Source organism: Leeuwenhoekiella aequorea (assembly GCF_004104375.1).
Classification (GTDB): Bacteria; Bacteroidota; Bacteroidia; order Flavobacteriales; family Flavobacteriaceae; genus Leeuwenhoekiella; species Leeuwenhoekiella aequorea.
Genome location: NZ_QOVM01000001.1, coordinates 783,439 through 797,493, shown reverse-complemented (window position 1 = coordinate 797,493; position 14,055 = coordinate 783,439). Strand labels below are relative to the sequence as shown.

Here is a 14,055-nt window from a genome sequence, read left to right as displayed (position 1 = left end):
GGATGCAAAGGTAGGGATTTAATGGCGAACCCTTTTAACCGAATTGTCTATTATTTTTTTGGTCTTGTTTTTAGCTTAGGGGCAGGATATTGGCTCTTTATTTTATAAATAAGTTCTTCTAATCCGTTTACTTTTATCTCATACATCTGCTGCATCATCATCCCTAATTTCCCCTCAGGAAATCCTTTTTGTTTAAACCACGTATAATAGTATTCTGGTAAATCAACTAAATAGCGATCTTGATATTTACCAAAGGGCATTTTATAGTGTGCTAATTCTATTAAGTTTTCTGGATTCATACTATATTTTCACAATTTTCAAAGGTAACATAAGTACGTTTTAAAGTTGCTGCTAATCTCAAATTATACATCATTCAGAGATTTAGATAGTCTATAACATAGCATTAACTCTAGTTAACAGATAATGCTCCTAGCTTTGTGTTAACTAATAAAAAAACTAGAAATCATGAAAAAGTTAGGAATTTTAAGTGCACTATTAATATTATTTGTAGGCACAAGTTTACAAGCACAAAACGAAAAAGATCAAAAGATTATAGCTGATGCAGAAGTTGCTATGAAGTCAATGATTGCTGAAGATCAAGGTTTAGAGGATTTCTTTTCTGAATCTGCAGGTTATGTAATTTTCCCAAATGTAGGAAAAGGAGGTCTTATAGTGGGTGGTGCTTCTGGAAATGGAGTTGTTTATGAAAATGGCTCAGTTGTAGGAATGGCAGATCTAAAGAAACTCGACATAGGATTACAAGCAGGTGGTCAAGCGATTTCTGAAGTAATTTTCTTTGAAGACGAAGCTGCACTTGCAGACTTTAAGCAAGGTGAGTTTGAATTTTCTGCACAGGCATCAGCGGTAGTTGTAAAGTCTGGTAAAGCTGAAAATGCTCAATATAAGGATGGTGTTGCCGTATTTGCTATGCCTAAAGCTGGCTTGATGGCTGAAGCTGCAGTAGGCGGACAAAAATTTTCTTTTAAGCCTATTCAGTAGTTAACTGACGATAGTATTATAAAAAGTCCGTTTGAAACAGATCGTTTTAAACGGACTTTTTAATTGTCGATTATTTTGATATTATAGCTTTGTAATAATCCTTTAACACCGTCATTGCTAAAAATTGCACCTTTTATCTTATTCTGCTCTGGATGTATGTTATAGTTAGTAGCTGAAGAAAAATCTACATTAGAAAGATTTGTTTGTTGAAAAATAGCACCTCCAAGCTCACATTTATCTAAGGTAATGCCTGTTAAATTTGCTTCTGTAAAATCTACTTGATTTAATTGACAGTTTGTAAATTGAGACAATCTTAAATCTACTTTATAACATGTGCTGAAATCTAAGGTACAATCCTTGCAATTTAGCTGAAATAAAAAATTATTACAATTTTCAAAATTAATCCCCAGCATTTTACAGCTTATAAATTCGCACTCCTGAATAGCAGTCGCTATCACTTTCACGCCACTAAGGTCACAATTTTCAAAAGTACATTCTGTAAAACTTAGGTGTGATATAGTAGCTTCTGAAAATGAGCAATTTTCAAACGTGCACAATTCAAAATCTGCCTTTATGGGTTCCTCTTTAAAATTGATCCTTCTGTAATTTTGATCGGTGATTAGATCATTCATAATATTCTATTTTATGATGTTTTCTGAATAAGTTTTCGGCTTAAATAGATAAATCGCGCATACAGTAATATTGCCGAAGCACTCAACCCGGCGAGTAAACCATACCAAATTCCCTGGCTTCCCATCATATCTTCTTTTCCAAAATACCAGGCTACCGGAAACCCAATTAACCAGTAGGCAATAAAACAAATTCCCGTAGGTATATTCACATCCTGAAGTCCGCGTAACGCTCCTAAAATTACAACTTGCAACCCGTCGCTTAATTGAAATAATGCAGCAACAACTAGAAGCTGTGATGCAAGAACAATCACCTCTATATTATCTATATAGAAAATAGGAAGTATATCTTTTAGCAGAATAAATCCGATTGCAAAGACAGCTTCAATTAAAAAAACCTGAAGAAATAAAGAGATCGCTATACGTCTCATATTCTTGTAATCTCCTTTTCCTTTTTGATTACCTACACGTATAGTTGCGGTAACTCCCAGACCTACTGCTATCATAAATGTCATTGCCGCAAGATTTAATGCAATCTGATTTGCAGCCTGTGCATTTGTACCTAAAATTCCCGAAAGAAAAATACACGAGGTAAAAAGCGACACTTCAAAAAGCATCTGCATTGCAGTAGGAAACCCTAAATCAAATAATTTTTTAAAAATGGGGAGTTGGAAGGCTTTACGCCTTGTCCAGATAAAATAAGGCTTAAATTTTTTCTTCTTGCTAAGAATATAATAAAGCATCCAAAGCATAAAAAATCTAGAAATTAGAGTACCATATGCAGCTCCTACAAGTTCTAATCTTGGGAAAATCCAGAATCCATAAATGAGTATAAAGTTAAAAAACACGTTAACCACGTTTGCAACTAAGGTAGCATACATCGCATAACTTGTATTAGATAAACCATCTGCAAATTGCTTAAATGCCTGAAACACCATCAATGGAATAAGAGAAAATGCTACAATTTCCATATAAGGAATAGCCAGTTCTACAACTTCTACAGGTTGATCAAGATAATAGAGAATAGGCTTTGCTAAAAGCAAGAGTATAAAAAGAAGTATACCATTAAGCGTACACATAACAATACCGTGATGAAAATAATTACGCCCCATAGCCGTATCTCCTGTTCCATCAGATTCTGCAACCAATGGTGTAATAGCAAATGAAAAACCAATTCCCAATGACAAGGCGATAAATATAAGACTGTTACCTAGTGATACAGCGGCTAGCTGCGCAGCACCAAGACGACCCACCATAATATTATCTGCAAGTGCAACTAAAATATGGCCCAATTGACCCAGCATAACAGGGTAGGCGATTTTTAAATTTTGACGAAATTCTTTTGTATAATCAGCTAACAAAACAAGGTATTTTTGAGATGTGCAAAAGTAAGCTTAAAGTATAAGATAGGTATCACTCAAGTAAACCCGCTTAATCAAATTGTAGTGAATTATTAATTTACCGAAGCCTTAACAACGCATCGCTAGTTGTATTCTTAAATTTGAAGATTATGCTAAAGAAAATAGACTTTGACAACAAAATAATTCCTGAAAGTATTGAGCGCGAAATTAAAATTGCTCTCGAGTATTATCCACAGTTAGCAGGAACACCCATCACTTTTAAATTCAAAGACAATATTAAAAAGTCTACGATGCAGGCTCAACCGGCATTTAAGTCTTTACTAAAATCACGTAAAAACAGATCGTATTTTATTTTTATTAGCCGAAAAGTTCAGATAGAACAAGAATCTTTTAAAATTACCGACATCCCTTCAGATGTTCTTATAGGATGGATAGGACATGAACTGGGGCATATAATGGATTATAGAGAGCGTAGTAGTTTAGGTCTGGTTATCTTCGGTATTAAATATCTATACTTTTCAAGATTTATAAAGGAAGCAGAACGTGCTGCAGATACATTTGCAGTTGCTCACGGAATGGGTCAATATATCCTGAAAACTAAAGACTTTATTTTAAACCACGCACATATTTCAGAAGGATATAAAGCACGTATTAAACACCTCTATCTTTCTCCAGAAGAAATTATGAATCTTATAAACAAAGATTAGTAAGTACTATTCGCAATACGTAGCTAAAGAATAAAATATTAGCCTTGCGTATGCTCTTTAACAAAAGCTTCCCACTCGGCAAATTTCTCTTCATTCATTACTTTTTCCATTTTAACCTGACCTCCTTTTTTCTTATTGGCACCACTCCACTCATAAAATATCTCGGGCTTTACGGTATTTACAAAAACTCCCTTTAAAGCTTTACTGCGGGCAACACCATAATTTTTGTTAGCAGCTTGCAAACTAGCATCCAGCTTACTAGCTAGTTCTTCATTTGGGACTGTAGTTTCAGTTCCCAAATACCAATAATGATAAAATTCGTCGTCAACAGGATTGCGCTTTGCGGCAATAGTGAATTCTGGAATTTTAATATCAAATTCTTCTTCAAGCTCCTGTACAGCAGCTTCCATTTTATTAACAGATAACTGAGATCCTACAGTATTTAGAAAAAATTTGGTGCGGCCGGTTATTTTAATTTCCGCTCTTGCTTTGTCTGTAAATTTTATGGTGTCACCTATAAGATACCTCCAAGTCCCAGAAACTGTAGAAATAATTAAAATGTAATCTTTTTCTTCTTCAACCTCAGCAAGTGTATAAACAGGTGCATCTTGTACAATAGATCCGTCTTCATTAATATAGTCTGGATTCATAGGTACAAATTCAAAATAGATCCCATTATTTGTAACCAACTTCATCGCATCGGTTTCTGGTCGTGCCTGAAATGCAATAAAACCCTCTGAAGCTAAGTACGTATCGATTACGGTTATAGGCTTCCCTAGTAATGCATTAAAGCTTTTCTCATAAGGTTGAAATGCAACTCCGCCAGAAGTATAAACCTGAAGATTAGGCCAAATCTCGTGTATGTTATTCAAATTATGATGTTCAATCACTTTTTCTAACATCAACTCAATCCAACTGGGAATGCCGCTTAAAGCTCCTATATCCCAATCTTCGGCTTTTTCTGCAATGTGCTGTACGCGCTCATCCCAATCTTCAATTTTAGCAATTTCTTCTCCGGGCTTGTAATATCCTCTAAACCAAAACGGAATATTACTAGCGCTAATTCCACTTATCTCACCTTCCTGATGTCCATCCTTTTCTGCTAAATCTGTCGAACTACCTAACATCATAATTTCTTTTTCAAAGAAATCTGCTTCCAAGTCAAAATGGGCCAGTGCTCCTACTTGTTTAATACCTGCATTACGTATTGCATCGATCATTTCATTTGTAACCGGAATACGCTTGCTGGTTTTACCAGTAGTACCACTACTCAAGGCAAAATAATCTGGAGTTCCCGGCCAGGTAACATCGCTTTCGCCTTCGTGTAATTTTGACCACCATTGCTTGTTAAGGCTGTTATAATCAAAAAAAGGTATCTGCTCAGCAAATGCAGTCAATGGGTTTTCAGAATCCAAAAGCGATTCAAAATTGTAATGCTCCCCAAACTGTGTGTTTTTGGCTTTCCTCAGCAGTTCTATTAAGACTTCTCGCTGCTCATCAATAGGATTTGACTCTGCTATAATTTTATCTGAAATATCAATTATTCCTTTTATAAGTGCGCCTAAGATTGCCATTGGATAGTTTGTTTTGGATATTCTCAAAATTAAGAGACCTCGTAAAAACGAGGTCTCAAGTTATAAGAAGTTTAACAAGAATATGTTGCTATAAATTGAATCAATTTAATTGGAGTAATCCCCCTTTAGATTTGGCTATGCGTTTCAAGTCCGTAGCTACAAATCATATATCTGCGGACTCTTTAAAGCTTTCTCTAACAGCTATTATTCTGTTCTCAACTGCTAATAACCATCAGCTATTATCCCCTTCTGCGCTCAAGCAATATGAGCATCATAAGTCCTAGCATAATTCGCTCACTATCACCCTCGTCTAATTCACCCAGCTTTGTAATTTGAAACTTACGCCCAAACAACGAAGCTTGCTTTTTAAGTCTAGCTATTTTCTCGCCTTTCAAATTTGTCACGCTATAAGAAGGATTAAATAAATAGCCGGTAAAAGCACCTGCCACAGGTATTTCACCCAATAAAGAATCGGCTACTTTGACCCATCCATTTTCTTCTTCGATTGTATATTCGGGATTATTGCTAGCATCTACAATTTGATACTTTGCTTTCCATATCGACCGCCACCCCTTTCTTACAATCTTACCGAAAGCATTTCCGTTTGCATCATAAAAGGCATAAGCCGCTGAAAAATCTAACCAACGATCTGCTTTTATCTGATAGTTCAATTGATTTTTAGAAGTGTCAGCAAAAATCTGAATATCTTCTTTAAGCTTAAACATTTTCTGGCGAGCATATGCCAATAGGATTCCGTTAGCATCTGTTGCTGTAAAATCATTAGAAAAAGTTCCTATTTTAAAAACAAGGTCTATAGGAAATTTGAGGTTTTTCATAAATAAAATTAGCAGTCATTTGTCAATTAAGCAGTATACTATCTTTCATTTACAGGAATTACGCCGTAGGTATCAAACAAGTACATCAGACTTGTCATAGTCGCTGCACCCAGTTCAAGTTCGCGTTTATTAACTGCATCAAATGTGTCATTACTAGCGTGGTGATAATCAAAATAGCGTTGAGAATCTGGTCTGAGACCGGCTAATACAATTGCTTCATTTTTTAAAGGACCGATATCTGCGCCACTACCACCCAGTTCGAAATAATGAATTAAGTAAGGTTTGAAAAGTGAAGACCAACTTTCAACTTGCGCAAAATTTGCAGGATCAGCATCAAAAGAAAAACCTCTTGGCGTAAAACCACCAGAATCACTTTCTAAAGCAAATACGTGATTTTCACCTTTTTTCTTTGCTACTGCGGCATATTCATTTCCACCACGAAGACCATTTTCTTCGTTCATAAATAGAACTACTCTTATACTATGCTTTGGAGTATAGTTTGCGGCCTTCATTAATCGTAGCACTTCCATACTTTGTACCACACCTGCTCCATCATCGTGACTTCCGTCTCCTAAATCCCAAGAATCAAGATGCCCTCCTACTACCATAAAATCTTTAGGTCGCTCACTACCTGTAAGTTCTCCAATAACATTAAATGAAGGAACATCTTCGTAATTTTTACAATTCATTTTTAAATAGAATTGTGTTTTATCATTTTGCTTGAGCATTTTACTCAATAATGCTGCTCCATTTGTACTAATCGCAGCAGCAGGCACACGCTTTTCATTAGGCAAATCACCATATGACATTGCACCGGTGTGTGGGTAGTCATCCATTCTCAAATTCATAGAGCGCACGATAACACCTGCAGCACCATATTTTGCAGCTTCGCTCGCTCCAGAATAACGTTGATCTACACAACCCCCGTAAGCTGAAAACGTCTGAATTAAATTTGCTTGCATAGGACGATTGTAGAAAACAATTTTTCCTTTTATTTTATCTGTACCCAATTTTTCTAAATCAGCCAGACCTTGAACTTCTATAATCTCAGCAGTAAGACCATCTTGTACAGTGGCTACAGAACCTCCCAAAGCACAAACAGGAACTTCTATTCTTCCGTCAGGACCTTCTATATAAGCCCTTTCAGCAGCACCACGTTCCCACTTAGGAACCATCACTGGCTGTAGCCATACTTTATCGAGCCCTATTTTTTCTAATTCAGACTTCGCCCAGTTAACAGCATTTTCTGCGCCTTTACTACCGCTAAGTCGCGGTCCTACATCATTAGACAAATCATCTAACCATTGATAACTTTGCCCTTCGAGTAATGCTAAATCGTAAAAGTCACGTATTTGTGTTGAATCATTTTTAACTTGAGCAGAAGCAATACTGCTTGTAGTTAATAACACTAAAAGTACCAGTCTTTTCAAAATATCTTGTTTATAGTTGAATTTTAAAAATAAGCTACTCATTTGTTAAATACTGCCTTAAACAAAAAAATCGCTTCCAAAGAAGCGATTTTTTTTATTCTCGTTTTAGAATCGAAACTATTCAGATTCTAGTTGTTTTCTATACTCATCAATATTTCCAGCAGTTTTAGCATCTAACTCAGGCTCTTTAATATCTGTATAAGCCTTGAGTTTTTCTAAAACTATTTTTGCTAGTATAAGTCTTGCTGTAGGCTTATCATCTGCCGGCACCACGTACCAAGGAGCGTGAAACTTTGAAGTTTTATTAATCGCATCTTCGTAGTACTCTTGATAGGTATCCCAAAGTTTACGTTCCTTTAAATCCCCCGGAGAAAATTTCCAATTCTTGTTGGGCTTATCTAAACGGCGTAATAATCTATTCTTTTGCTCTTCTTTGGAAAGGTGTAAAAAGAACTTAAATATAATGGTACCGTTTTCAGCAATGTGCTTTTCAAAATTATTTATTTGCTCAAAACGTTTTTCCCAGAATGCTTCATCAATGTCTGAAAGTTCATTAATCCCCGGAATTCTTTCACCTAAAATATACTCAGGATGCACACGAGTCACCAGAACATTCTCATAGTGCGTTCTATTAAAAATCCCAAATTTTCCCCGTGCGGGAAGCGCAATATAATGTCTCCATAAATAGTCGTGATTGAGTTCTAAATCTGTAGGAACTTTAAAGCTATGTACAACCAGCCCGCGCGCATTAAAATTTTTAAACACTTCTCGTATAAGACTATCTTTCCCTGCGGTATCCATACCCTGTATACAAATCAACACAGCATACTTACCATGTGCGTACATGGCATTTTGAATTTCCGCAATATCTTTACTTACAGAATCGAGCTCATCTTCCAGTTCACTTTTTTTGCCAAAATCTTCGTGAGTCTTTCTATCCTTTAAATGTATGGGTGCTGTAATTTGATAATCTGATGCTTTCATAATTTCTATTTACTTGCAAATAATTTTACATCTTCTTCTGAAACCTCTGAGCCACCAAGAATGATTAGTCGCTCTACCACATTGCGTAATTCTCTAATATTACCCGTCCAGTCATACTCTTGTAACTTCTCTATAGCTTTAGGCGTAAATACTTTTAAGGCAGTTCCCTGTTCACTCGCCACTTTACTAGAAAAATGGTTTATTAAAAGAGGAATATCATCACGACGTTCATTAAGTGCAGGGACAGGTACTAGAATAACTGCTAGTCTGTGATATAAATCTTCTCTAAAATTACCATCGGCAATTTCTTTTTGAAGGTTTTTATTTGTTGCTGCTAGGACACGCACATTAACCTTAATATCTTTATCGCTACCCACGCGAGACACTTTACTCTCCTGAAGCGCACGTAACACTTTTGCCTGAGCAGACAAACTCATATCGCCTATCTCGTCTAAAAATATTGTTCCACCATTTGCAGCTTCAAATTTACCAGCTCGGTCTTTGTTTGCTGAAGTAAATGCACCTTTCACGTGACCAAACAATTCGCTCTCTATCAATTCTGCCGGTATAGCGGCACAGTTAACCTCAACTAATGGTCCTTTTGCACGCTCACTTTTCTCGTGTAACCAGTGCGCCACAAGTTCTTTACCCGTACCATTAGGTCCTGTAATAAGTACACGAGCTTCGGTAGGTGCTACTTTTTCAATTATTTCTTTAATTTTTGAAATTGCATCACTCTCTCCAATCATTTCATATTGCTTACTCACTTTTTTCTTGAGCATGGTATTTTCAACAACCAGATTCTTACGATCTAATGCATTGCGTACCGTATTAAGGAGTCTATTAAGATCTGGCGGTTTAGAAATATAGTCAAAGGCACCTAGACGCATTGTATTTACAGCGGTGTCTAAGTCTCCATGACCAGAGATCATAACCATTGGAATTTCTGGTTTTATTTTCTTTGTAGCCTCAAGAACCTCAACTCCGTCCATTTTTGGCATTTTGATATCACACAAAACAAGATCATAATCATTGTCTTTAATTTTCTCCATACCCGCAAGCCCATCTTCTGCCTCTTCAACCAGATAGTCTTTACTTTCTTCAGATAGGATTTTATTTAAAACTCTGCGAATTGCAGCTTCATCTTCAATAATTAGAATCTTTGCCATTTTTAAAATTTAAATTTTACTCCAGATCTAAAGTAAAAGGTATTCTCACTGTTTATTGTATAAATATCGTCACGCTCATTATTTCGCAATCTAAAATCATTGCTAATAGAATGTGTTGCGTAAGCGTAATATAACAAATGCTTTGTAAAAAAATGCTCATAGCCTAATCCGCCCAATATAATGGTCATCGATATATTTTCTGCGGTATTTCCATCAACAACCACATTGTTTTGAATATTAGCAAAAAAGTTGTCTAAGGTTACAAATGCCTGCAATGCATCTTTATGATTGTTATTTAAATAGTGCCTAACATTTGTTTTAGGCACTCCTAGAGTATATGTCCAATTAGGATGAAACTCCCTATAATAGTTTATGAGAGGCAATGGATAATTACGCCCTGGAGTGGTTGAATAATCCAATCCAAAAATCCATCGATATGGTTTATTTACCGATGTAGCGTCTTTCATATCATTTATAAGATATACAGAACCTGTATAAATCCAATCATCACCCATCAAACCATCTTGAAGATTAGAACTAATTCGGGCACCAGCTTTAACACCTAATCTCCAATTTTCATTTAATTTCCAGGTGTAACCTAGAAATCCATCTATACGATGTAGCGTTCCCACATCTCTAGTATTAAAGGTAGGTGGAGTTTCATCATTAATATCAATATTAATATTCTGATATTCAAAACCTACTACAAAAATTTTATCGAGTTCTTTATCTAAAGGAATAGGCACTTGTACTAATCCTCTAAATCTACTCACCGTATTTTGAGAATTACTAAACGGGATATGCATATATTCTACACGCGCAATATCTGTACTTTGCGATTGCATATTTGATATTGCAAGAACCACTATTAAACTTACAAGAAGCCTCTTAATCATTTTATTAATTGTATTAAATTGATGTTGGGGTTTTAATAACATGTACATCCCGCTGCGGAAAGGGAATCGAAATATTGTTCTTTCTAAACTCTTTGTCTATTCTGAAGCGTATTTCGCTTTTTATTCGCGGGTCTGAAAAGCTATCTGTTATAAAAAAATAGACTCCAAAAGCTAACGAACTATCTGCAAAATCTTCAAAAAGAACAAAGGGCTTAGGGCTTTTAAGCACGCCATTTTGATTAGCTACACAATCAAGCAATATTTTCTTTACCAGATCTGTATCACTTCCGTAAGCTACTCCCACTTTGACAGCCTCACGAGTTGTACGATGATTTTGCGTGAAATTAAAAACAATATCACTTATAAACTTATGATTTGGGATAATGATAACTTTATCATCTCTGGTTAAAGCACGAGTTGTACGTAATTTTATTTCAAATACCCGAGATACTTTTCCTTCTACTTCTATCACATCACCTACTGAAAGTGATTTGTCTAGCATAATAAAAATTCCTCCTATGATATCTGTAAATAAATCTTGTAATGCTAAACCAAGACCTACAAAAAGTGCTGCCGAAGCAGTTAATAATACCGTAACATCTATTCCTGAAGCACTAAGCGTTATTAGTATAACAGTAAGATAAACAAGGTATCGTATAAACTTAAATATACTTTTAAACTTGAGCTCATTCTCCAGGTCCATTTTGCGGGTAATTAAACTCCTAATAAGCCTAAGAATACCGCTAGCAACTATAAAAGCAAGAATAACGAGCAATAAATGTCCTATCGTTAAATCAATAGTACTATTACCACTTTTAAAATGAAAACCGATAGACAAAAATTCTAAAATTGTACCCCAGATATCTTCTTGTATGACATCTTTTACCTTCTCGGCACCGTCCTTGACCGTTTCTTTTACGTTTTCCTGAATCATTCTAATACCTAATCCATTTTAGAATTTCTTTATATGTGGGCTTTTTACCATACATAAGAATTCCTACTCGATATATTTTTGAACCAAACCACACAGTAAATAAAAAACTACCTACTAAAATCCCTATAGAAAGGACTAACTGCCACCACGGCACGCCAAATGGTATACGCATAAGCATTACAATAGGAGAAGTAAGTGGTATCATTGAAAATGTAGTTGCTACCGAACCGTCTGGGTTGTCTATAACCGCAAAGAAGCCTACATAAATTGCCAGCATAAGCGGCATAATTATAGGCAACATAAATTGTTGTGTATCTGTCTCACTGTCAACTGCCGCACCTATTGCTGCGTATATTGAACTATAAAGAAAATAACCTCCTATAAAATAAATCAAGAAGAAACCAGCCAACTTTAATAGGGGTAGTCTCAAAATATCTAATAGAATGAGTTCGATTTTATCAAGATCTGTTGCTGCCATATTGCCCACCGGAGTTTTAGCTGTTTCAGGATCAAGACCCAGGTATAAAGTAAGACATATCAATAACCCTCCACCTATAATTAACCAAATCATAAATTGTGTAATACCGGCCAGTGTAGTACCTAATATTTTACCCATCATTAACTTGAAGGGCTTTACAGAGGAGATAATTACTTCGATTATACGGTTTGTCTTTTCTTCAATAACAGAACGCATAACCATATTGCCATAAATAATTATAAACATCATTAACAGATAACCTGCTCCACCTCCAAAACCTGCTTTTATCCAGTTTGATATTTTTGAAGTACGCTCTCCTTCGAAATCTTCAATACTTACAGAAACGGAAGTTGTAGACTCATCAATCATATCTAAATCTACACCACGATCAAGTAATTTCTCGTTAGTTAATTTTGCAGATATTTGATTTTCAATGCTTTCTAGCGTAGCAAATCCAGGTACTTCATTGCCATAAAACCTTACTCCAGAAGTATTAATTTTAATATTTGCCGGTATATACAAGAGACCGAAATAATTATTATCTTCTACTTGATCTTTTGCAACGGTAAGGCCTGCAGGAGATAAATCTACATAGTCTATACTTTCTGTACTTTCAAAATCTTTATAAAACAAACCACTCTCATCTACAACTACGATCGTACGTTTACCCGCTTCATTAACTTGTGTGAGATAAGTGATAAGAAAAATCATTCCTACCACTATCAACGGACTCAAAAATGTCATTATAATAAATGACCTGTTTGTTACTCTCGCTTTGTATTCACGTCTAATAATTAAACCCAGTGCTCCCATCAATCTGCATTTATCGTTTGAATAAAAATGTCATTTACTGTAGGTATAACTTCTACAAAATGATTTATCGAACCTTTGTTAGAAAGATAAAGTAGTAAATCTTTAGATTTCAATTCCTGCGGAATTTTTACAATCATCTTAAGATCATTTTCATTAATAGTTTTAAAATTAGCAGGAGTGACTTCCCAATGTGCTGCCATTTCTGGTAATAGTATTTTTTCGAGATTTTCTAAACTACTTCGGCTGTCATCTATTGTTTCAATTCCCACCTCGTAAGTTTGTGTGCGATAGTCACGTTTTATGTCAGATAATTTACCATCCAGAATTTTATTGCTCTTATTTATGAGGGCAATATGATCACACATCTGTTCTACAGACTCCATCCTATGGGTAGAAAATAAAATCGTCGCACCATCATCTCTAAGTTTTAGAATCTCATCTTTAATAAGCGAAGCATTAATAGGGTCAAATCCGCTAAAGGGTTCATCAAAAATTAACAACTTAGGTTGGTGCAATACCGTAACTATAAATTGTACTTTCTGGGCCTGTCCTTTTGAAAGTTCCTGAATTTTTTTATTCCACCAACTTAACATCCCTAATCGCTCAAACCAGTAGAGACTGCGTTCTTTAGCTTCAGCTTTAGAGAGTCCTTTTAATCGAGCAAGATAAATAACCTGCTCACCTACCTTCATAGATTTGTAAAGTCCGCGCTCTTCGGGCATATACCCTATATTGGCAATATGTTTAGCATTAAGAGGTTCTCCATCTAACAACACATTTCCAGAATCTGGTATCGTTATTTGATTTATGATACGTATTAAAGTGGTTTTACCAGCTCCATTAGGTCCTAAAAGACCAAATATGCTTCCTTTTGGAATTGAAATAGAAAGGTTATTTAGTGCAGTATAGTTGCCGTATTTCTTGTGTATATTATCAGCGACTAGCAGGTTTGTCATAGAAAAAGAAATAAAGTTTAAAGATATTGAAATGATTAGAGCCAACAGGCTTCTTATGATATATTTAGTAAGCCAATAAAAAATAATTTTAGATACTCGTTTTAAAAAATAGTCAATCAAATAACTAGTTTGCAATTTATTAGGTGAATATTCTTCAACACAAATTAGCCTAAAACAAAAACCCACCCTTAATTTGCATCAAGGATGGGAAAAAAATTGCTATGAAAAAGAAAAATATCACTAACTAGTGATTAGTGATATTCAAATATACACATTTTTCTTAATAAGC

At 35.3% G+C, this 14,055-nt stretch carries 14 protein-coding genes; 2 read left to right on the top strand and 12 right to left on the bottom strand.

The window, feature by feature from the left end; translation table 11 throughout:
- Positions 1-50: 50 nt before the first annotated feature.
- Positions 51-299 (bottom strand): DUF3820 family protein, encoded by a 249-nt coding sequence (locus DSM00_RS03630; RefSeq protein WP_128756649.1) that lies wholly within the window; start codon positions 297-299, stop codon positions 51-53.
- Between the two features lie 166 nt (positions 300-465).
- Between DSM00_RS03630 and DSM00_RS03625 the strand changes: the two genes are divergently transcribed.
- Positions 466-999 carry a lipid-binding SYLF domain-containing protein gene (locus DSM00_RS03625; RefSeq protein ID WP_128756648.1) on the top strand — a complete coding sequence of 178 codons (534 nt, stop codon included), beginning with the start codon at positions 466-468 and terminating at the stop codon, positions 997-999.
- Between the two features lie 59 nt (positions 1,000-1,058).
- Here DSM00_RS03625 and DSM00_RS03620 read toward each other — a convergent pair whose 3' ends face one another.
- Positions 1,059-1,631 carry a pentapeptide repeat-containing protein gene (locus DSM00_RS03620; RefSeq protein ID WP_128756647.1) on the bottom strand — a complete coding sequence of 191 codons (573 nt, stop codon included), beginning with the start codon at positions 1,629-1,631 and terminating at the stop codon, positions 1,059-1,061.
- Positions 1,632-1,642: 11 nt separating this feature from the next.
- The gene (locus tag DSM00_RS03615; protein ID WP_128756737.1) at positions 1,643-2,932 is read right to left on the bottom strand and encodes an MATE family efflux transporter; all 1,290 of its coding nucleotides are present in this window, start codon (positions 2,930-2,932) and stop codon (positions 1,643-1,645) included.
- A 206-nt stretch (positions 2,933-3,138) separates the two neighbouring features.
- Between DSM00_RS03615 and DSM00_RS03610 the strand changes: the two genes are divergently transcribed.
- On the top strand, positions 3,139-3,696 hold the full coding sequence (locus tag DSM00_RS03610; RefSeq protein WP_128756646.1) for a hypothetical protein: 558 nt from the start codon (positions 3,139-3,141) through the stop codon (positions 3,694-3,696).
- 38 nt (positions 3,697-3,734) lie between these two features.
- Here the strand turns inward: DSM00_RS03610 and DSM00_RS03605 are convergent, their stop codons facing one another.
- From DSM00_RS03605 to DSM00_RS03565, 9 genes are all read right to left on the bottom strand, one after another.
- Positions 3,735-5,270: a GH3 family domain-containing protein gene (locus DSM00_RS03605; protein WP_128756645.1), complete on the bottom strand. Its 1,536-nt coding sequence runs from the start codon at positions 5,268-5,270 to the stop codon at positions 3,735-3,737.
- 239 nt (positions 5,271-5,509) lie between these two features.
- Complete coding sequence (locus tag DSM00_RS03600; protein WP_128756644.1) at positions 5,510-6,106, bottom strand: LURP-one-related/scramblase family protein; 597 nt, start codon at positions 6,104-6,106, stop codon at positions 5,510-5,512.
- Between the two features lie 38 nt (positions 6,107-6,144).
- Complete coding sequence (locus tag DSM00_RS03595; protein ID WP_241652346.1) at positions 6,145-7,536, bottom strand: M20/M25/M40 family metallo-hydrolase; 1,392 nt, start codon at positions 7,534-7,536, stop codon at positions 6,145-6,147.
- A gap of 117 nt (positions 7,537-7,653) precedes the next feature.
- Positions 7,654-8,520 carry a PPK2 family polyphosphate kinase gene (locus tag DSM00_RS03590; RefSeq protein ID WP_128756642.1) on the bottom strand — a complete coding sequence of 289 codons (867 nt, stop codon included), beginning with the start codon at positions 8,518-8,520 and terminating at the stop codon, positions 7,654-7,656.
- Between the two features lie 5 nt (positions 8,521-8,525).
- Positions 8,526-9,689 carry a sigma-54-dependent transcriptional regulator gene (locus tag DSM00_RS03585; protein WP_128756641.1) on the bottom strand — a complete coding sequence of 388 codons (1,164 nt, stop codon included), beginning with the start codon at positions 9,687-9,689 and terminating at the stop codon, positions 8,526-8,528.
- Positions 9,690-9,691: 2 nt separating this feature from the next.
- The gene (locus DSM00_RS03580; protein WP_128756640.1) at positions 9,692-10,585 is read right to left on the bottom strand and encodes a hypothetical protein; all 894 of its coding nucleotides are present in this window, start codon (positions 10,583-10,585) and stop codon (positions 9,692-9,694) included.
- A 13-nt stretch (positions 10,586-10,598) separates the two neighbouring features.
- Positions 10,599-11,519 (bottom strand): mechanosensitive ion channel family protein, encoded by a 921-nt coding sequence (locus tag DSM00_RS03575; protein WP_128756639.1) that lies wholly within the window; start codon positions 11,517-11,519, stop codon positions 10,599-10,601.
- Position 11,520: 1 nt separating this feature from the next.
- Positions 11,521-12,810, bottom strand: coding sequence for an ABC transporter permease (locus tag DSM00_RS03570; protein WP_128756638.1), 1,290 nt, complete (start codon positions 12,808-12,810; stop codon positions 11,521-11,523).
- Positions 12,810-13,766, bottom strand: coding sequence for an ABC transporter ATP-binding protein (locus tag DSM00_RS03565; protein WP_128756637.1), 957 nt, complete (start codon positions 13,764-13,766; stop codon positions 12,810-12,812). Before DSM00_RS03565 ends, DSM00_RS03570 begins: the two co-directional genes overlap by 1 nt.
- Between the last annotated feature and the right edge of the window lie 289 nt (positions 13,767-14,055).

Coding starts and splice junctions, on each gene's coding strand:
- DSM00_RS03630 (WP_128756649.1), bottom strand. CDS start 299: ATGAATCCAGAAAACTTAATAGAATTAGCACACTATAAAATGCCCTTT.
- DSM00_RS03625 (WP_128756648.1), top strand. CDS start 466: ATGAAAAAGTTAGGAATTTTAAGTGCACTATTAATATTATTTGTAGGC.
- DSM00_RS03620 (WP_128756647.1), bottom strand. CDS start 1,631: ATGAATGATCTAATCACCGATCAAAATTACAGAAGGATCAATTTTAAA.
- DSM00_RS03615 (WP_128756737.1), bottom strand. CDS start 2,932: ATGCTGGGTCAATTGGGCCATATTTTAGTTGCACTTGCAGATAATATT.
- DSM00_RS03610 (WP_128756646.1), top strand. CDS start 3,139: ATGCTAAAGAAAATAGACTTTGACAACAAAATAATTCCTGAAAGTATT.
- DSM00_RS03605 (WP_128756645.1), bottom strand. CDS start 5,270: ATGGCAATCTTAGGCGCACTTATAAAAGGAATAATTGATATTTCAGAT.
- DSM00_RS03600 (WP_128756644.1), bottom strand. CDS start 6,106: ATGAAAAACCTCAAATTTCCTATAGACCTTGTTTTTAAAATAGGAACT.
- DSM00_RS03590 (WP_128756642.1), bottom strand. CDS start 8,520: ATGAAAGCATCAGATTATCAAATTACAGCACCCATACATTTAAAGGAT.
- DSM00_RS03585 (WP_128756641.1), bottom strand. CDS start 9,689: ATGGCAAAGATTCTAATTATTGAAGATGAAGCTGCAATTCGCAGAGTT.
- DSM00_RS03580 (WP_128756640.1), bottom strand. CDS start 10,585: ATGATTAAGAGGCTTCTTGTAAGTTTAATAGTGGTTCTTGCAATATCA.
- DSM00_RS03575 (WP_128756639.1), bottom strand. CDS start 11,519: ATGATTCAGGAAAACGTAAAAGAAACGGTCAAGGACGGTGCCGAGAAG.
- DSM00_RS03570 (WP_128756638.1), bottom strand. CDS start 12,810: ATGGGAGCACTGGGTTTAATTATTAGACGTGAATACAAAGCGAGAGTA.
- DSM00_RS03565 (WP_128756637.1), bottom strand. CDS start 13,766: ATGACAAACCTGCTAGTCGCTGATAATATACACAAGAAATACGGCAAC.